Genomic DNA, 17,189 nt, shown 5'->3' on the forward strand with positions numbered 1-17,189 from the left:
GCCTACACCGTCTGGGTGAGGAGATCGACCAGGGCCAATGCGCCCTTTTGCAGCGGCTGGCTCTTGAGCCATACCGCATGCACCGGCAGCACCAGGCCGTTTTCGATATTGCGGAAATTCAGCCGTTTCAAGCGCCCTGAATCCAGGCGTGCCTGCACCACCGACAGCGGGAAATTGCCCCAGCCCAACCCCGCCTCGACCATCTCCAGTGCCGTTTCCAGGTTGTCGGTGCGCCAGCAGGATTCGGCCACCAGCGGCCGGGTCTCGCTGATCGGCAGATCGCGGCTGGCGACGAAAATCTGCCGCACGTGCACCAGGTCCTCGAGAAACAGATCCTGTCCCTGCAGCAACGGACTGTCCGCCGCCAGCGTGGCGATCATGCGTTCGCTGCCGACGAATTGAAAGCGCTCCAGCACATTCATGCTCAGTCCGGCAAACGCCAGGCACAAGCTGACACGCCCGCTGTGCAGCATCGCCAGCACGTCATCCTGCGGCGCCGTCAGCACTTCGATGTCGAGCAACGGATGGCGCTCGGCAAGCACCTTGATCGCCGCCAGCAAGCGGCGCCGATCGATGTCCGCGACCACGCCAATCGACAGCTTGCTTTCCAGCCCCAGCGACAACTGCACCGCGTGCACCTGCAATTGCTTGAGCTGCCCGGCAATCAGCCGTGCGTGGGGCACCAGCGAATTGGCCATGGCGGTGGGTTGGGGTTCGCGGTGGCTGCGGTCGAACAATGGATAACCGAGCTCTGCCTCCAGATTGGCAATGCCCATGCTCACCGCCGAAGGGACCCTGCCCAGGGCCCGGGCGGCCGCGGAAAAAGAGCCGCGCTCAATCACGGCGAGAAACAGTTCGATGCTGTCGCTGTTGAAATTCACTAAATCAACCTATCAATAAAACTGAAAGCTACTGACTTTTTCTGTCACCTGCATTGAAGCTATCTTTCGCCGCCTGCGCCAGCCCCACTGGCCATCAAGCACTGAAAAAGAGGCAAATCCATGCAAGGCGTCAAACGCAAACTGGTCTACGTTTCACTCTACGAGGTGATCGGCATGACCTTCTCCGCCCTCGGCCTGGCCTTGCTGTCCGGCACTTCGCCAGGCAGCACCGGGCCGCTGGCGGTGATCATCACCAGCATCGCGGTGAGCTGGAATTTCATCTACACCTCGCTGTTCGAGCGCTGGGAAAGCCGCCAGGTATCACGTACCCGCACCGTCAAACGGCGGATCGCCCACGCCGTCGGTTTTCAACTGACGTTGATCGTATTCCTGATCCCGTTAATTGCCTGGTGGATGCACATCAGCCTGGTGCAGGCCTTCCTGCTGGACCTGGCGCTGATCATCTTCATCCCCTGCTACACCTTTGCCTTCAACTGGCTGTTCGACCGCACCTTTGGTTTGCCAACCTCGGCACTGCCCGACCCAGCCTGAAGCCAGAGGTGCGGACAAGGCTGGCGAACACTTGCGCAGCCTTCGCCCCCCTCACCCGTCAGTGCAACTGCAGGGTCTCATTGAACTGGCTGATGGCATCCACCACATGCCGTGAGCCCTGCTGGATCTCCAGGATCACCTCGCCGGCCTCGTTGGCCAACTCCACCCCCAACCCGGTACGGCTCAAGCTCGATTGCATGCTCGACACCGCACTCAACGAGAGGTCGTGGTTCTTGCGCACCACGTCGACAATTTCCAGGGTCGCCTTGCTGGTGCGCGCCGCCAGGCTGCGCACTTCGTCGGCCACCACGGCAAATCCGCGTCCATGCTCCCCGGCCCGCGCGGCTTCGATAGCGGCGTTGAGGGCTAGCAGGTTGGTCTGGTCGGCGATGCCGCGAATGGTCTGCACGATGGTGCCGATGATGTCTGACTGCTTGCTGACCGCATCGATGCTCAGCGCAGCCTCGTTCAAGTCCTGGGAGATCTGCTCGATGATCTGCACCGTCTGCTGCACCACCTGCGAGCCCTTCTGGGCACAGGCGTCGTTTTGCACCGAGGTCGAATGCGCGGCTTCAGCAGCAGATTGCAGGGTGGTCACCTGCTGGGTGATGTCGCTGGCAAACTTGACCACCTTGTACAGCCGGCCCTTGGCGTCGAAGATCGGGTTGTAGGAGGCTTCCAGAAACACGATGCGCCCGAACTTGTCGACCCGCTCGAAGCGGTGTGAGTGATATTCGCCACGGTTGAGCGAGGCCCAGAATGCCTTGTAGGCCGACGACTCGCTTTCCGCACGGTGACAGAACAGGCTGTGGTGCTGGCCCATCACTTCGCCCGCGGAGTAATGCATGGTCTGCAGGAAGTTATCGTTAGCACTGATGACTTTGCCGTCGGGGGAGAACTCGATCACCGCCATCGCCCGGCCCAAGGCATTCACCAGTGCCTGGTTCTCATGTTCCCTGATGATTCGGGCGGTGATATCCGTGGCCACCTTGATCACGCTGTGCACCTGCCGGTCGGCACCGATCACCGGCATGTAGCTGGCTTCGAGCCAAACCTCCCGCCCATGCCTGTCCAGGCGCTGGAACGTCCCGCTGTTGGGTTCGCCACGCTCCAGTTCACGCCAGAAGCGTTGGTATTGCTCGCTCTTGGCGTAATCGCCCTCGCAAAAGATCCGATGGTGCTTGCCGCGTATTTCTTCGAGGGAGTAACCCATTGCCTTGCAGAAGTTTTCATTGGCATCGAGGATCACCCCGGCAGGGTCGAACTCGATCATCGCCATCGAGCGACTGACCGCCGCCAGCTTGGCGTTGGCCTCGCTCAAAGCACAACTGAAGCGTTGGATTTCGAGCAGGTCAGACTTGTGATGTAGGTTAAACATGGTCATATCACCCTAAGCGCGGTCTTTTGATTGATGAAAGTACTTCGGTCTTTCAACGGATCCACCACAACGTTCCATGGAACAGGTACACGCCTTCCTCCAGCGCAAGGACAGATAAGGTGATAAATGATGGGTAATCGGAGAGTCCGTGGGGGCAACGTTCTGGCCCGGACATCCTGATCAGGAAGATCAGTGCTGAGCATAGACAGGCTCGGCATGGATGCAAGGCCATTAATAAGCCACCATCGAGGACAAAATCGGTTCAGCACCTGCCAGACGCCAGGATTAAAATGCAGGCGAAGTCAGACCGCCCGGCGTCAGTACATCAGCGCAGGAAAATCCGGCAGCGAGGGGTTGTTGGCTTGGAACTGAACACGGAGCCCGCTTGCCGGGCTCCGTCGAGATGGGTCTGACTAGTGGCCGAATATGCCGACCTTCTTGGCTTTCTTGTCTGCGCGTTTTTCATCGGCGCTTTTTGCCGGTTTTTTCTTCGCGGCTTTTTTTGAATCCATGCCTTTGGCCATGATACTTACTCCACTCATACAGGATGTGAGTTCAGGTATACACCTATCGCAGAGCGCCCGTTCTTTTATAATCCACGGCTTTGCGCACCGATGGCCTCTTTCATGCCCCACACCCAGTACACACAGCTAGATGACGCGCTGTGGCCCTTGATGAACAAGTTCTACCGCCGTCATCAGTCATCGATGAAAGCGGTACGGGATGCACAATTGTGGGTCGGTAAACGTGATGAGATAGTCGCCGGCCTGTGTCTGCGACCCATGGCCGAAGGGTTGTGGCTGACGGGCCTGCTGGTTGCTCCGGCCTGTCGCGGCCAGGGCGTGGCAGCGGCATTGATGGCCGAGGCGCTGGCAACGGTCACCCAGCCGGTGTGGCTGTTGTGCCACCCGGACCTGCGTGAGTTCTATCAGGGCAACGGCTTCAGCGCCGGCCCGCAACTGCCCTATGCGTTGGCCGAGCGCCTGCTGCGCTACAGCCGCAGCAAGCCGATGATTGCCATGGGGCGTAACTGATCGGGATCAGTCGTCCGCCGCTGGGTCGAGTTCGGGGAACATCACCTCGGTAAAGCCGAACTTGGCAAAGTCGCTGATCCGCGACGGGTACAGACGGCCGATCAGGTGATCACATTCGTGTTGCACCACGCGGGCATGAAACCCCGAGGCCATACGCACGATCGGCTCGCCCTTGGGATCGACGCCCTCATAACGAATGTGCTGGTAGCGCTGCACCGCACCCCGTAACCCGGGCACTGACAGGCAACCTTCGAAGCCCTCCTCCAGGGTGGGCTCCAGCGGGGTGATCAGCGGGTTGATCAGGATGGTCTGCGGCACGGCTTCCGCGTCGGGGTATCGCTCGCTGTGTTCAAAGCCGAAGATCACCAGTTGCAGGTCGACGCCAATCTGCGGCGCGGCCAGGCCGACCCCGCCGACGCTTTCCATGGTCTGGAACATGTCGTCGATCAACTGCCACAACTCAGGGCTGTCGAACATCTGCGCCGGAACCGGCGGGGCAATACGCAGCAGGCGCGGATCGCCCATTTTGAGAATTTCACGGATCATGGTCAGGCTTCGTCAGTGGTCGGTTTGAGCGAGTGGTCCCGTCCCAGTCCCGAAACGTGGTGTTTATGTGCGTGGTCGTGCTCGCCCGGAACCTTTTCGCCAGGGTCCTTGCCTTCGCTCGACATGTGTTCGATCACCGCATTCATCTCCGCCCCCAGTAACAGCACCGCAGCGGAGATATAGAAGTACAGCAACAGCACGATGATCGCGCCGATACTGCCATACATGGCGTTGTAGTTGGCGAAGGTTTTCACGTAGAAACCAAAGCCCAGGGAAGCGATGATCCACACCACCACCGCCAGCACCGAACCTGGGGTGATGAAGCGAAACTCCTGCTTTACGTCGGGCATCACGTAGTAGATCAAGGCCACCGCGATCATCAGCAGAATCACGATCACCGGCCAGCGCAGAATGGTCCAGACCGTGACGATGAATTCCTGCATGCCAATCTGCGATGCGATCCATTCCATCACCTGCGGGCCAAGCACCATCAAGGCTGCGGCCACCAGCAGCATGCCGGCGATACCGACGGTGTAGAAAATCGACAGCGGGAAGCGCTTCCAGATCGGCCGTCCTTCGACCACGTCGTAGGCGGCATTCATCGCGCTCATCATCAGCCGCACACCGGCCGAGGCGGTCCACAGGGCGATGACGATACCCACCGAGAGCAACCCGCCTTTGGATTGCTGCAACTGGTCAATCACCGGGTTCACTTGCTCCAGGGCCTGGGGCGGCAACACCAGTTCCGATTGCAGGCGCAGCCAGGAGAAGAAGTCCGGCAAGTGCAGGAACCCGATCAGGGCGATCAGGAACAGGATGAAAGGAAACAGCGAGAACAGCATCTGATAGGCCAGCGCCGAGGCATAGGTCGACATCTCGTCGTCGACGAACTCGGTGACCGTGCGCATCATCACGCGATGCAGGGGCAAGCCTTTCAAATCCGGGAAAATCATAGCGTCTCCTTTCGCCGCAATCAGGTTGTAGTCGGGGGCGACTCAGGGGCCGTTTTCTACAACAAGGTAACCTGTTTGGCGACCTTGAAACAATTTCCACGCGTTGCTTAACCATAGTCGACAAAAAAACGGCCACCCGCGGATGGCCGTCGCCCTGCCTTGCGGCTATCAGGCCTTGTCGACTGTTTTCTTGACTGCGTCCTTGGCGTCGCCGAGCGCTTGCTGGGCCTCACCTTTCTTTTCCTGGATCTTGCCTTCGGTCTGCAGCTTGGGATTATCGGTGGCTTTACCGACACCCTGCTTGATGTTGCCGATCGCTTCGTTGGCCAAACCTTTCGCTTTATCGCCAGTGCTGCTCATGGTCTTGCTCCTGTGAACATTCAAAGGTCAGTGTCGTTACGTAGAGGTTGACCGGCGGGCGTCAGGCGGAGTTTCATTTATTTTCACTGCGTCATTTCATCGCCAGATGCAGGTTGGGCTTTATGTTTGTGGGCTTTGCCGGGAGAATGCGCAACGTATTCAGGCCTTGGCGCTGAACGTCCAATCCCGTAGGAACGTTATGAAACTCGATAAAAAGCAGGCCATTGCCCGCAGAAACCAGGAACTGGGTGGTGCCGTGCTTGGCGTCAACAACTGCCACTTCACTGAACTGAACCGCAACCGCAACATCTGGTGGTTCGATATCCCGGTGGCCCGCCTGGCCGTGGGTCAGTACGAGTGGATTCACCTGCTGATGCACACCCCGGACACCGACCAGTTGCTGCACTTGAAAGTGCCAACCGTGTTCCTGCGGGAAAAACTCGAAGGCCTGGTGGTGCGCAACGAAGGCAAGCGCAAGGCTGCGCTGAGCCTGGAGCTGAGTGCCGACAAGGACTCGTACCTGCAGGACATGCGTCCGGCCGGCACCAATGTGAATTTCGCGCAGTTCCAGCAGTAACGTTCCACCCACAAAAAACCCCGCATCGGCGGGGTTTTTTATGGGTCAGGCGCTGACCTTCTTCAAACCGAGCTTCTTCAGCTCTTCGTCCCGCAGTTCGCGACGCAGGATCTTGCCGACGTTGGTGGTCGGCAGCGCATCGCGGAACTCGACAGCCTTGGGCACCTTGTAACCCGTGACGTTGGCACGCATGTGCGTCATCACCTGTTCCTTGGTCAGGGTCACGCCAGGTTTGGCAACGATGAAAATCTTGATCGCCTCGCCCGACTTGTCGTCCGGCACGCCGATGGCTGCGCACTGCAGGACGCCTGGCAGAGTCGCCAGTACGTCTTCCAGTTCGTTGGGGTAGACGTTGAAACCGGAGACCAGAATCATGTCTTTCTTGCGATCGACAATGCGCATGTAGCCGTCCGGCTGGATCAGCGCGATGTCACCGGTCTTCAACCAGCCTTCGCTGTCGAGCATTTCATCGGTGGCGTCCTGGCGCTGCCAGTAGCCCTTCATCACCTGCGGCCCCTTCACGCAAAGTTCGCCGATTTCGCCCAGCGGCTGCTCGACGCCTTCATCGTTGATAACCTTGCACAGGGTCGAAGGGACCGGAATCCCGATGGTGCCGATCTGGATGTTCTGGATCGGGTTGACCGTGGCCACCGGGCTGGTCTCGGTCATGCCGTAGCCTTCGCAGATCGGGCAGCCGGTGACTTCTTTCCAGCGTTCGGCGGCGGCCAGTTGCAAGGCCATGCCACCGGACAGGGTGACCTTGAGCGCCGAGAAGTCCAACTTGCGGAAGGCTTCGTTGTTGCACAGCGCGACAAACAAAGTGTTCAAGCCGACAAACCCGCTGAACTTCCACTTCGACAGTTCCTTGACCATCGCCGGCAAGTCGCGCGGGTTGCTGATCAGGATGTTGTGGTTGCCGATCAGCATCATTGCCATGCAATGAAAGGTGAAGGCATAGATGTGGTACAGCGGCAGCGGGGTAATCAGGATCTCGCAGCCTTCGTGCAGGTTCGAGCCCATCAACGCCTTGCACTGCAACATGTTCGCCACCAGGTTGCGGTGGGTCAGCATTGCGCCCTTGGCCACGCCGGTGGTGCCGCCGGTGTATTGCAGTACGGCGACGTCGCTGCTGGCCGGGTTGGCCTCGGTCATGGGTTGCCCCTGGCCTTTGCTCAGCACGTCATTGAACTTGATGGCCTTGGGCAGGTTGAACGCCGGCACCATCTTCTTCACGTACTTGATCACGCTGTTGATCAACAGGCGCTTGAGTGGCGGCAGCAGGTCCGCCACTTCGGTGACGATCACATGCTTGACGCCGGTCTTGGGTACCACGGCCTCGGCCAGGTGCGCCATGTTCGCCAGGCAGACCAGGGCCTTGGCCCCGGAATCGTTGAACTGGTGTTCCATTTCCCGCGCGGTGTACAGCGGGTTGGTGTTGACCACGATCAAGCCGGCGCGGATGGCACCAAACACGGCGATCGGGTATTGCAACAGGTTAGGCAACTGTACGGCGATTCGATCACCGGGCTGCAAATCGGTATGCTGTTGCAGATAAGCGGCAAATGCCCCGGACAGTTCGTACAGCTCACCGTAGGTGAGTGTCTTGCCGAGGTTGCTAAAAGCCGGTTTGTTGGCGAAGCGTTGGCAGGATTGCTTCAACACTGCCTGAATATTCGGATACTCGTCTGGATTGATGTCGGCAGCAATCCCAGCTGGGTACTTATCCTTCCAAAAGTCTTCGATCATGGAAGCCCACTCCTCAGCAACGCGAATTCTTCACCGCATTTGATGCGATTATTATTGGTGTGTGTTTTTTGGTGAATCTGGCTTTTACTCAAGGCCGAGAAGTCACAAAGCGCGCCGAGAGTAGCAGCTTTGCCAAGGGCCTACTAGAGCCAAACGAAGGCTCTACGGTCACGATAATGACTCAAGACCAATCAATGGTCATTTTTAGAGTAAAAATTCTATATGCCGTGAAAGCCCCGTTCTACAGGGCTCCGCGCGCTTTTACTGGGACAAAAAAAGGGGCGCTCCAACTCGAGCGCCCCTTCTTGCTGCTGCATCGCTAACAATTCATTACGCGATATCGCGCAACTCCCGCCGCAGGATCTTGCCCACGGGGGTCATCGGCAACGAATCTCGCAGCACGATGTGCTTGGGCACCTTGTAGGCGGTGAAGTTCTCTTTGCAGTAGGCCTTGAGCTCTTCCAGGCTGACCCCGGCTTCACGCGCCACCACGAACAGCTTCACCGCTTCCCCGGAACGCTCGTCCGGCACACCGATTACCGCGCAATTGGCAACGTTGGGGTGGGCCATGACCACGTCTTCGATCTCGTTGGGGTACACGTTGAAACCCGAGACGATGATCATGTCTTTCTTGCGATCGACGATGCGCACAAAACCATCCGGATCGATCACCGCAATGTCACCCGACTTGAACCAACCCTCGGCATCCAGCACCTCCTCGGTGGCCTCGGGTTTCTGCCAGTAGCCCTTCATGATCTGCGGGCCCTTGATGCACAACTCGCCGCGCTCGCCCATGGCTTGCTCGACACCATCGTCGTTGATCACCTTCAGCGTGGTGCCCGGTACCGGCATGCCCACGGTGCCGATGCGCGACAGGTCGCCATAGGGGTTGGTGCAGGCCACCGGCGACGTCTCGGTCAGGCCGTAGCCTTCAGTAATCCGGCAACCGGTGAGCTTTTCCCAGCGCTCGGCGGTGGCCTTGACGAGTGCCGTGCCGCCGGAGTTGGTCAGCTTCAGGCTGGAGAAATCCAGGGTCTTGAAGTCCGGGTGATCCATCAACGCGACGAACAGGGTGTTGAGCCCAAGCAAGGCCGAGAAGCGCCAGTTCTTCAGTTCCTTGATAAAGCCGGCGATGTCCCGAGGGTTGGTGATCAGCACGTTATGGTTGCCAGTCACCATCATGCACATGCAGTTCGCCGTGAAGGCATAGATGTGGTACAGCGGCAGCGGCGCGATCATCACTTCCTGGCCTTCGCGCAACAGCGGTTGTCCGTCGCGACCGAACTGGCCCAGGCAGGCACGGGCCTGCTGCATGTTGGCGACCAGGTTGCCGTGGGTCAGCATCGCGCCCTTGGCCAGACCCGTGGTGCCGCCGGTGTATTGCAGCACGGCGACGTCATCGAGACCGACCTGGAGCGGCTTGATGCTCTGCCCACGGCCCATGCGCAAGGCACTTTTGAAGGAGATCGCCTGGGGCAGATTGTAGGCCGGGACCATCTTCTTGACCTTGTCCACCAGGGTATTGACCAGCCAGCCCTTGGCGGTAGGCATCAGGTCACCCATCTTCGCTTCGATCAGGTACTGGATCTCGGTGTCGGGCAGCACCTCCTGGACTTTCTGCCCGAACATGTTCAGGTACACCAGCGCCCGGGCACCGGAGTCCTTGAACTGGTGGCGCATCTCGCGCGCGGTGTACAGCGGGTTGGTGTTGACCACGATCAGGCCGGCGCGCATGGCACCAAACACGGCAATCGGGTAATGCAGGACGTTGGGCATCTGCACCGCGATGCGATCGCCGGGCACCAGGTCAGTCTGGCTTTGCAGGAAGCCGGCGAACGCCGCGCTGTAGCGTTCGAGGTCAGCGTAGGTCAGGGTCACGCCCATGTTGCTGAACGCGGGACGATCAGCGAATTTCTTGCAGGAACGTTCGAACACCTCGATCACCGACTTGTAGGCACCCAGGTCGATATCGATGGGTACGCCGGCCGGGCGTTTATCATTCCAGAAATCAGCTTGCATTATTATTGTCCTCTATACCTGAGCCAATCCGGGCCGCCTGAGCGGAGCTTCTGGGACACTAGCAGTTATGGCGAATCAGGCAAATATCAGCACCGGCGTCATTGATCGCGTGAATCTTGCTGCCGCGGGCTTTGCGCATTACCCGTCCCCGGGTTGTTGCGCTATACAATGCTGCGACCCCGCGCAAAGGAATCGCCATGATCCACGATACGTTCTGGTTGACCGCGAACGACCACAGCCAACTGTTCGTCAACCAATGGTTGCCGGAGGGTACGCTCAAGGCGGTGATCCTGGTGTCCCATGGAATGGCGGAACATAGCGCACGCTACGCACGCCTGGCCGAACAATTGTGTAACCAGGGGTACGGCGTCTATGCCCTGGACCAGCGCGGACACGGCCAGACTGCCAACAACGGAGTCCTGGGGCACTACGCCGACGTCGACGGCTGGTGCAAAGTGGTGGGTGACCTGGCCAGCCTCAACCAGCACATCGGCCAACAGCATCCGGGCGTGCCCATCGTGCTGCTGGGCCACAGCATGGGCAGCTACATCGCCCAGGCGTACCTGCTGCACCACAGCGCCAGCCTGCATGGCGCGGTCCTCAGCGGTTCGAATTTCCAGCCGGTGGCGCTGTACCGCGCAGCGCGCCTGATCGCCCGTTTCGAACGCTGGCGCCAGGGCCCTACCGGGCGCAGTGCGTTGCTGGAGTGGTTATCGTTCGGTTCATTCAACAAGGCGTTCAAGCCCAATCGCACCGCGTTCGACTGGCTCAGCCGCGATCCCGACGAAGTCGACAAGTACGTCCGCGACCCGCTCTGCGGCTTTCGCTGCAGCAATCAGCTGTGGATCGACATGCTGGGCGGCTTGCAGCAGATCAGCAAAGCGTCCAATCTCGCCCAGATCGATCCGGGCCTGCCGTTGCTGGTGATCGGCGGTGAATGTGATCCGGTGAGTGAGGGCAAGCGTCTCACCTCTTTGGCCGAGGCGCTACGCCGCGCCGGCAGCCAGGGACTGGAGCTGAAGATCTACCCCCAAGCCCGGCACGAACTGTTCAATGAGAGCAACCGCGATGAAGTGACTGCGGACCTGCTCACCTGGCTGGCCGGGGCCTTGAGCCATCGCCGTCCCGCCAGGACCGAATGACCTTCGGTTTTTTTCACTTAACTCGTCACAGGATCCAAGACACATGACCCAGGTTACCAACACGCCGTACGAAGCCCTCGAAGTCGGCCAGACCGCCAGCTACAGCAAGACCGTGGAAGAGCGCGATATCCAGCTGTTCGCGGCGATGTCCGGCGACCACAACCCGGTGCACCTGGACCCTGAATTCGCGGCCGCCAGCATGTTCAAGGAACGTATCGCCCACGGCATGTTCAGCGGTGCGCTGATCAGCGCCGCAGTCGCCTGCGAACTACCTGGGCCGGGCACCATCTACCTCGGTCAACAAATGAGTTTCCAGAAGCCGGTGAAGATCGGCGACACCCTGACCGTGCGCCTGGAAATCCTCGAAAAACTGCCAAAGTTCCGCGTACGCATCGCCACTCGCGTGTTCAACCAGCGTGATGAACTGGTGGTCGATGGCGAAGCCGAGATCCTCGCCCCGCGCAAGCAGCAGACCGTGACCCTGCCAACCCTGCCCGCAATCAGCATCGGCTGATTCGCCCTCGCACCAGGCCCTGACACCCACAAAGGTGTCCGCCTGAGCGCAATGCGGTCCGCGTTGATAGATCCGCGCAGCCAAGAAAAATCCGCAGCCCGATAAGGCCTGCGGATTTTTTATGTCCATGAGATTAATCCAGGCCAACCGCTAGCCCGCGCCTACCTGTACATCGCCACTTCTTAAAACAACCTTACATCCATGACAGCCCCGTCCGACTGCCCATGACACTGGCTCGACTACGCCACTGCGATGCCACGGATTGAAGGTGAAAAAGTCGTCTGGCTGTGGACCGGATTTAATCCAACCTGATTGCAGTGGCTGGGCCAAAAAAAACGCCGCCGTCCATGGCTGGACGAGCGGCGTTTTTACACAGCTACAAGCTTACGAGCGAGCACGCGCCTGGTTGCGCAGGGCTTTGACCTGATCGTGATTGCGTTGCACGCCGTGGTACTGACGTTCAACCAGGTCACGAATGTTCACCAGGTTGTGTTTGTTGATTTTCTCCAGCGCTTCTTTGTAAGCCTTCAGGGCATGATCTTCGCCGCGCTCGGCTTCGTTAAGTACCGCCTCCTCGTCCTTGCCGGTCACCAGCGACTTGAGGTCGACCCAGCGACGGTGCAGGTCGCCGCTTACACTGGTGGAGGTTTCCGGATCGCCACCCATCGAACGCACGGTGCTCTGCAGTTCCGCGGCGGCGGTGGCGCAGTCGGTAGAACGTTTGACAAACAGCGCCTTGAGTTCAGGATGCTTGATGTCTTCGGCGCAGGTCTTGAACCCTTCCTGGCCGTCCTTGCTGGTCTCGATCAAGTCGTTGAGGACTGAAATCGCTTCTTTATTAATGTCGGTCATTTTTCAATTCCTTGCGGGTTGAGAGAGTTGCATAAGGAGTTGCAGCTCGTGTGCCAGCTTTTGAATTGATAAATTTCCGTTATTTTTCAATGACTTAGTATTTTAGATGGAATCTGTATCCACGCTATTTGCATGATCTGTCAATTGGCCTGCATGCAGAATGCCTGTATTTTCCAAAGTGTCTGAACCAGGACCGCTGACCGATGAACCCTGAAAAGCTCGAATTACTGATCACCCGCGAAATGCCCTTTGGCAAATACAAGGGACGCATCATCGCCGACCTGCCTGGCCCCTACCTCAACTGGTTCGCCCGCGAGGGTTTCCCCCACGGTGAACTCGGCGGCCTGCTGGCATTGATGCAGGAAATCGACCACAACGGGTTGTCCGATCTGCTGGACCCATTGCGGGCCAAACACGGCAAACCCAAACCTCGTCACTGAGCCACTGAACCCGCACCGAGTCGCCCCATGCCCGATAACACGCTACGCGCCCGTGATGAAGCTTTCTGGCAAACCTTCGCTGATCGCTACGATGTCCAGCCTGGTCCGATCAACTTGGAAAACGGCTATTTCGGCCGTATGTCGCGTACGGTGATCGACGAGTACCAGCGCAATATCGAACTGATCAACCGCAGTAACTCGGTGCATGTGCGCCAGCGCTTCGAACAGTTCGAGAGCGTGACCGTGCGCGAGCATCTGGCCGACTTGCTGCGGGTACCCGCCGAGGCGGTCGCCTTCACCCGCTGCGCGTCCGATGGGTTGCAAGCGCTGATTCGCAATTACAACGGCCTGCAACCGGGCGACCAGGTACTGCTCTGCGACCTGGAATACGACACGGTAAAAAGTGCGATGCGCTGGCTGGCCCGCCATCGTGGCGTGGAAGTGATTGAAATCCAGCATGACCACCCGGCGAGTTTCGAGACCCTGTTGGCGAGCTATCGCGCGGCATTCGAGCAATATCCGCGTCTCAAGCTAATGGCCCTGACTCACGTCACCCACCGCACCGGCCTGGTGCTGCCGGTCCAGGCCATTGCCAGCGCTGCCCGAGAACACGGGATCGACGTAATCCTCGACGGCGCCCACGCTCTCGGCCAGATCGAGTTCGACCTGGATGAACTGGGCATCGAGTTTGCCGGCTACAACCTGCACAAATGGATCGGCGGCCCGTTGACCCTGGGGTTCATCTACATCGCGCCGCAGCGCCTGGGCGCGATCGATCCGGACATGGGCGAGTTCCATTTCCCCACGAGCGACATCCGCTGCCGCACGCCCTACAGCACCCCGAACATTCCAGCCCTGCTGACCCTGCCCCTGGTGTTCGAAGAGCATCGAGCCATGGGCGGCGCCGCAGCCAAAGGCGCGCGCCTCAACTACCTGCGCAACCTGTGGGTCAGCGCCGTGCGCAAGGTACCGGGGATTGAAGTCATGACCCCGGATGACCCGCGCCTGTACTGCGCGATCAGCTCCGTACGGTTTACCCACCAGGCGGATCAGCAACCGATGGTCGAGCGCCTGCTCAAGGACTACAACCTATTCACCGTGGCCCGCAGCGGCTCGGCCTGCGGCCCGTGCATCCGCATCACCCCGGGCCTGACCAGCACCGCACGGGACATGCGGCTGCTGGCACAGGCGTTGATCGAATTGAGCTGAGACGCCAACGAGAACAAAAAAAAAGGCGCACCGACCAAGTGCGCCAAATAGCCGTAAAACACAGAACAACTACAACGATCCTGCAAAAACCATCAATCCAACAGAGCCAGCGCCTCAGCCGTACACTCTTGAATACGCGCCCAGTCACCGTTCTTGATCCACTCCGGATCCAGCATCCAGCTCCCGCCCACACACATCACGTTCTTCAACGCCATGTAGCTCTTGATGTTCCCCGGACCCACCCCACCCGTCGGGCAGAACTTCACTTCACCGAACGGACCGCCCAGGGCCTTGATGGCCGCGACACCGCCGCTGACCTCGGCCGGGAACAACTTGAAGCGCCGATAACCCAAGGCATAACCCTCCATGATCCCCGAGGCATTGCTGATCCCCGGCAACAACGGGATCGAGCTGGCCACGCTGGCTTCCAGCAGCTCACGGGTAATCCCCGGAGTGACGATAAACTGCGAACCCGCAGCTTCAGCGGCAGCCAGCGTGGTGCGATCCAGCACCGTGCCGGCACCGGTGACCAGCTCCGGACGCTGCTCACGCAGGATCTGGATCGCCTTGAGGCCGAACTGCGAACGCAAGGTCACTTCCAGGGCGGTCAGACCACCGGCCGCCAGGGCGTCAGCCAGAGGCAGGACATCCTGCTCGCGGGCAATGGTAATCACCGGCAGGATCCGCGCCTTGGCGCAGAGGCTGTCGATCAGGGCAACTTTGTCCGCCATGGAAACGGTCGGGGATGGGTTTTTCATAGCGGCTGATCCTTGGCTCATGGGCACCAGTAAATCTCTAACGTAGGTTGCAGAAAGGCACGAATCGGCATTGCGGCGACATCGTCACCGGCCAGTGCGTCACTCAGGGTGGCCAGCTTGGACTGACCGGAAATCGAAAGAACCGTGACCTGCGCCGACGCCAGCAACGCACGACTCATGGTCAGGCGCTGATGAGGTACGGTCGGCGCCAGCATCGGCCAGCACCGGCGCGTGCCGTCGACCTGCAGGGCCTCGGCCAGGTGCGGACTGTTGGGGAACAACGAAGCGGTATGCCCGTCGTCACCCATGCCCAGCACCAGTACATCAATCTTCGGCAGCTCGGCGAGCAGGCGGTCGGCCTGTTCGGCGGCTTGCTCAAGGTTCGCGCTGGCGCTGTACAGGCTGAGGAACTGCGCCTTGGCGGCCGGCCCCTGCAGCAGATAACGCTTGAGCAGGCCGGCATTGCTGTCGGCGTGTTCGACCGGCACCCAGCGTTCGTCAGCCAGGCTGACCACGACGTTGGCCCAGTCGAGTTTCTGCTTGGCCAGATGCTGGAAAAACGCCACCGGACTGCGCCCACCGGAGACCACCAGGGTCGCCGTGCCCCGGGCTTCGATGGCGTCGCCCAGTTGCCGGGCCACTGCCAGCGCCAGGCTCTCGGCCAGCAGCACCGGGCTTTTGAATGCATGGGCGCTGACGCCCTCGGGCAGTTTTAATTCAGATATCGCCATACCACGACCTCCCGTCCCGCGTGATCAGTGCAATGGAGCTCATCGGCCCCCAGGACCCCGCCGCGTAAGGCTTGGGGGCATCTCCGGATTTTTTCCATCCGGCGATCAACTGGTCGCACCACTTCCACGCGGCTTCGATTTCATCTTTACGGACAAACAGGTTCTGATTGCCGCGCATCACTTCCAGCAACAACCGCTCGTAGGCATCGGGAATCCGCGCACTGCGATAGGTATCGGAAAAATTCAGCTGCAGCGGTCCGCTGCGTAGCTGCATGCCCTTGTCCAGACCTTGTTCCTTGGTCATCACGCGCAAGGAAATACCTTCGTCCGGCTGCAGGCGGATGATCAGCTTGTTGCTGATCTGCAAGCGCTGCTCGGGGGCGAAGATGTAGTGCGACGGTTCCTTGAAGTGAATGACGATCTGCGACAGTTTGTCCGGCATACGCTTGCCGGTACGCAGGTAGAACGGCACGCCGGCCCAACGCCAGTTACGAATATCGGCCCGCAGCGCAACGAAGGTTTCGGTATCGCTCTGGGTGTTGGAGTTCTCTTCTTCCAGGTAACCCGGCACCGGCTTGCCCGCGCTGTAGCCCGCGATGTACTGGCCGCGCACCACCTGGGTAGTCAGGCCTTCCGGGCTGATCGGCGCCAGCGCCTTGAGCACCTTGACCTTCTCGTCACGGATGCTGTCGGCGGACAGGTCGGCCGGCGGGTCCATGGCGATCAGGCAGAGCAGCTGCAACAGGTGATTCTGGATCATGTCGCGCAGTTGGCCGGCCTTGTCGAAGTAGCCCCAGCGACCTTCGATCCCGACTTTCTCGGCGACCGTGATTTCCACGTGGGAAATGTAGTTCTGGTTCCACTGGGTTTCGAACAGGCTGTTGGCGAAACGCAGGGCGATCAGGTTCTGTACCGTCTCTTTGCCCAGGTAGTGGTCGATGCGATAGGTACGGTTTTCCGGGAAGTACCGCGCCACGGCATCGTTGACCTTGCGCGAGGACTCCAGGTCCGAACCGATGGGCTTTTCCAGCACCACCCGGGTGTTTTCCGTCAGGCCCACTTGCGCCAGGTTCTCGCAGATAGCGCCGTACACCGCCGCCGGGGTAGCGAAGTAGGCAATCATCCGCTGCGCGGTGCCCGCCAGTTCGGCCAGGGCGACATAGTCGTCCGCCTTGAGGAAGTCGACGTGCAGGTACGTCAGGCGTGCCAGGAAGCGCTCGACCACGGCTTCGTCAAGCTCCTTGGCCTCTACATAGCGCCGCAGTTCCCGGGCGATGAAAGCCAGGTGCTCCTGCTCCGTGCCCGCTTCACGGGCCAGTGCGATAATGCGCGTGTCCTCATGCAGCAGGCCCGCGCCATCAAGTTGATACAAGGCAGGAAACAGCTTGCGCAGGGCCAGATCGCCGAGGGCGCCGAACAAGGCAAAGGTGCACGGTTCAACCGTAATCGAAGGCATGATGTTTGTTCTTTTATCAAGTTAAGCTACAAATACCTTTT

General features: G+C 59.7%; 18 protein-coding genes and 1 pseudogene. 7 read left to right on the forward strand and 12 right to left on the reverse strand.

From position 1 onward, the window contains the following. Positions 1-2 precede the first annotated feature (2 nt). Positions 3-881, reverse strand: a complete 879-nt coding sequence (locus QMK50_RS07575) for a LysR family transcriptional regulator (protein WP_320332879.1) — start codon at positions 879-881, stop codon at positions 3-5. Positions 882-1,001: 120 nt separating this feature from the next. On the opposite strand from QMK50_RS07575, the gene QMK50_RS07580 reads away from it, so the two are divergent. Continuing rightward, positions 1,002-1,433, forward strand: coding sequence for a PACE efflux transporter (locus QMK50_RS07580; protein ID WP_159997581.1), 432 nt, complete (start codon positions 1,002-1,004; stop codon positions 1,431-1,433). 58 nt (positions 1,434-1,491) lie between these two features. Here the strand turns inward: QMK50_RS07580 and QMK50_RS27340 are convergent, their stop codons facing one another. Both QMK50_RS27340 and QMK50_RS27345 read right to left on the reverse strand, forming a co-directional pair. Further along, entirely contained in the window at positions 1,492-2,031 is a 540-nt protein-coding gene (locus QMK50_RS27340) for a methyl-accepting chemotaxis protein (protein ID WP_371917601.1), read from the reverse strand. A gap of 3 nt (positions 2,032-2,034) precedes the next feature. Then, a pseudogene (locus QMK50_RS27345) lies at positions 2,035-2,817 on the reverse strand (PAS domain-containing protein); the annotation flags it as partial. A 620-nt stretch (positions 2,818-3,437) separates the two neighbouring features. Between QMK50_RS27345 and QMK50_RS07590 the strand changes: the two are divergent. Further along, a complete protein-coding gene (locus QMK50_RS07590; protein WP_159997585.1) occupies positions 3,438-3,845 on the forward strand; it encodes a GNAT family N-acetyltransferase in 408 nt (135 codons plus the stop codon). 6 nt (positions 3,846-3,851) lie between these two features. Here QMK50_RS07590 and def read toward each other — a convergent pair whose 3' ends face one another. The 3 genes from def to QMK50_RS07605 form a co-directional block, all read right to left on the reverse strand. Next, the gene (def, locus tag QMK50_RS07595) at positions 3,852-4,391 is read right to left on the reverse strand and encodes a peptide deformylase (RefSeq protein ID WP_095169804.1); all 540 of its coding nucleotides are present in this window, start codon (positions 4,389-4,391) and stop codon (positions 3,852-3,854) included. A gap of 2 nt (positions 4,392-4,393) precedes the next feature. Beyond that, a complete protein-coding gene (locus QMK50_RS07600) occupies positions 4,394-5,344 on the reverse strand; it encodes a YihY/virulence factor BrkB family protein (RefSeq protein ID WP_159997587.1) in 951 nt (316 codons plus the stop codon). A gap of 168 nt (positions 5,345-5,512) precedes the next feature. Further along, entirely contained in the window at positions 5,513-5,704 is a 192-nt protein-coding gene (locus QMK50_RS07605) for a CsbD family protein (protein WP_095169806.1), read from the reverse strand. Between the two features lie 199 nt (positions 5,705-5,903). On the opposite strand from QMK50_RS07605, the gene QMK50_RS07610 reads away from it, so the two are divergent. Next, positions 5,904-6,281, forward strand: coding sequence for a hypothetical protein (locus QMK50_RS07610; RefSeq protein WP_095169807.1), 378 nt, complete (start codon positions 5,904-5,906; stop codon positions 6,279-6,281). A gap of 45 nt (positions 6,282-6,326) precedes the next feature. On the opposite strand, the gene fadD1 is transcribed toward QMK50_RS07610, so the two are convergent. Further along, positions 6,327-8,027, reverse strand: a complete 1,701-nt coding sequence (gene fadD1 / locus QMK50_RS07615; RefSeq protein WP_320332881.1) for a long-chain-fatty-acid--CoA ligase FadD1 — start codon at positions 8,025-8,027, stop codon at positions 6,327-6,329. Between the two features lie 330 nt (positions 8,028-8,357). After that, complete coding sequence (gene fadD2, locus QMK50_RS07620; protein WP_095169809.1) at positions 8,358-10,046, reverse strand: long-chain-fatty-acid--CoA ligase FadD2; 1,689 nt, start codon at positions 10,044-10,046, stop codon at positions 8,358-8,360. 197 nt (positions 10,047-10,243) lie between these two features. Here fadD2 and QMK50_RS07625 point away from each other — a divergent pair, with 197 nt between their 5' ends. Together QMK50_RS07625 and QMK50_RS07630 are read left to right on the forward strand one after the other, a co-directional pair. Next, positions 10,244-11,188: an alpha/beta hydrolase gene (locus QMK50_RS07625; protein WP_320332882.1), complete on the forward strand. Its 945-nt coding sequence runs from the start codon at positions 10,244-10,246 to the stop codon at positions 11,186-11,188. 43 nt (positions 11,189-11,231) lie between these two features. Then, complete coding sequence (locus tag QMK50_RS07630; protein WP_093425453.1) at positions 11,232-11,702, forward strand: MaoC family dehydratase; 471 nt, start codon at positions 11,232-11,234, stop codon at positions 11,700-11,702. 384 nt (positions 11,703-12,086) lie between these two features. On the opposite strand, the gene QMK50_RS07635 is transcribed toward QMK50_RS07630, so the two are convergent. Next, positions 12,087-12,554, reverse strand: a complete 468-nt coding sequence (locus QMK50_RS07635) for a ferritin-like domain-containing protein (protein WP_095169811.1) — start codon at positions 12,552-12,554, stop codon at positions 12,087-12,089. Between the two features lie 203 nt (positions 12,555-12,757). Between QMK50_RS07635 and QMK50_RS07640 the strand changes: the two genes are divergently transcribed. Further along, positions 12,758-12,994, forward strand: a complete 237-nt coding sequence (locus QMK50_RS07640) for a DUF3820 family protein (protein WP_095169812.1) — start codon at positions 12,758-12,760, stop codon at positions 12,992-12,994. Positions 12,995-13,021: 27 nt separating this feature from the next. After that, positions 13,022-14,203, forward strand: a complete 1,182-nt coding sequence (locus tag QMK50_RS07645; RefSeq protein ID WP_320332883.1) for an aminotransferase class V-fold PLP-dependent enzyme — start codon at positions 13,022-13,024, stop codon at positions 14,201-14,203. A gap of 92 nt (positions 14,204-14,295) precedes the next feature. Here the strand turns inward: QMK50_RS07645 and QMK50_RS07650 are convergent, their stop codons facing one another. From QMK50_RS07650 to zwf, 3 genes are read right to left on the reverse strand one after another with little or no spacing between them, the layout of a single operon-like run. Then, complete coding sequence (locus tag QMK50_RS07650) at positions 14,296-14,961, reverse strand: bifunctional 4-hydroxy-2-oxoglutarate aldolase/2-dehydro-3-deoxy-phosphogluconate aldolase (RefSeq protein ID WP_095169814.1); 666 nt, start codon at positions 14,959-14,961, stop codon at positions 14,296-14,298. A 17-nt stretch (positions 14,962-14,978) separates the two neighbouring features. After that, positions 14,979-15,692, reverse strand: coding sequence for a 6-phosphogluconolactonase (pgl, locus tag QMK50_RS07655; protein WP_095169815.1), 714 nt, complete (start codon positions 15,690-15,692; stop codon positions 14,979-14,981). Further along, positions 15,679-17,148: a glucose-6-phosphate dehydrogenase gene (gene zwf, locus QMK50_RS07660; protein WP_095169816.1), complete on the reverse strand. Its 1,470-nt coding sequence runs from the start codon at positions 17,146-17,148 to the stop codon at positions 15,679-15,681. Before zwf ends, pgl begins: the two co-directional genes overlap by 14 nt. Positions 17,149-17,189 lie beyond the last annotated feature (41 nt).

Source organism: Pseudomonas sp. P5_152 (genome assembly GCF_033989915.1).
GTDB lineage: Bacteria > Pseudomonadota > Gammaproteobacteria > Pseudomonadales > Pseudomonadaceae > Aquipseudomonas.

Bases quoted from the DNA above. Each gene is read 5' to 3' on its own strand.
- QMK50_RS07635 (WP_095169811.1), bottom strand. From the start codon at position 12,554: ATGACCGACATTAATAAAGAAGCGATTTCAGTCCTCAACGACTTGATC.
- QMK50_RS07630 (WP_093425453.1), top strand. From the start codon at position 11,232: ATGACCCAGGTTACCAACACGCCGTACGAAGCCCTCGAAGTCGGCCAG.
- QMK50_RS07600 (WP_159997587.1), bottom strand. From the start codon at position 5,344: ATGATTTTCCCGGATTTGAAAGGCTTGCCCCTGCATCGCGTGATGATG.
- def (WP_095169804.1), bottom strand. From the start codon at position 4,391: ATGATCCGTGAAATTCTCAAAATGGGCGATCCGCGCCTGCTGCGTATT.
- QMK50_RS07645 (WP_320332883.1), top strand. From the start codon at position 13,022: ATGCCCGATAACACGCTACGCGCCCGTGATGAAGCTTTCTGGCAAACC.
- QMK50_RS07605 (WP_095169806.1), bottom strand. From the start codon at position 5,704: ATGAGCAGCACTGGCGATAAAGCGAAAGGTTTGGCCAACGAAGCGATC.
- QMK50_RS07590 (WP_159997585.1), top strand. From the start codon at position 3,438: ATGCCCCACACCCAGTACACACAGCTAGATGACGCGCTGTGGCCCTTG.
- pgl (WP_095169815.1), bottom strand. From the start codon at position 15,692: ATGGCGATATCTGAATTAAAACTGCCCGAGGGCGTCAGCGCCCATGCA.
- QMK50_RS07610 (WP_095169807.1), top strand. From the start codon at position 5,904: ATGAAACTCGATAAAAAGCAGGCCATTGCCCGCAGAAACCAGGAACTG.
- QMK50_RS07625 (WP_320332882.1), top strand. From the start codon at position 10,244: ATGATCCACGATACGTTCTGGTTGACCGCGAACGACCACAGCCAACTG.
- zwf (WP_095169816.1), bottom strand. From the start codon at position 17,148: ATGCCTTCGATTACGGTTGAACCGTGCACCTTTGCCTTGTTCGGCGCC.
- QMK50_RS07580 (WP_159997581.1), top strand. From the start codon at position 1,002: ATGCAAGGCGTCAAACGCAAACTGGTCTACGTTTCACTCTACGAGGTG.
- QMK50_RS07640 (WP_095169812.1), top strand. From the start codon at position 12,758: ATGAACCCTGAAAAGCTCGAATTACTGATCACCCGCGAAATGCCCTTT.
- fadD1 (WP_320332881.1), bottom strand. From the start codon at position 8,027: ATGATCGAAGACTTTTGGAAGGATAAGTACCCAGCTGGGATTGCTGCC.
- QMK50_RS07650 (WP_095169814.1), bottom strand. From the start codon at position 14,961: ATGAAAAACCCATCCCCGACCGTTTCCATGGCGGACAAAGTTGCCCTG.
- fadD2 (WP_095169809.1), bottom strand. From the start codon at position 10,046: ATGCAAGCTGATTTCTGGAATGATAAACGCCCGGCCGGCGTACCCATC.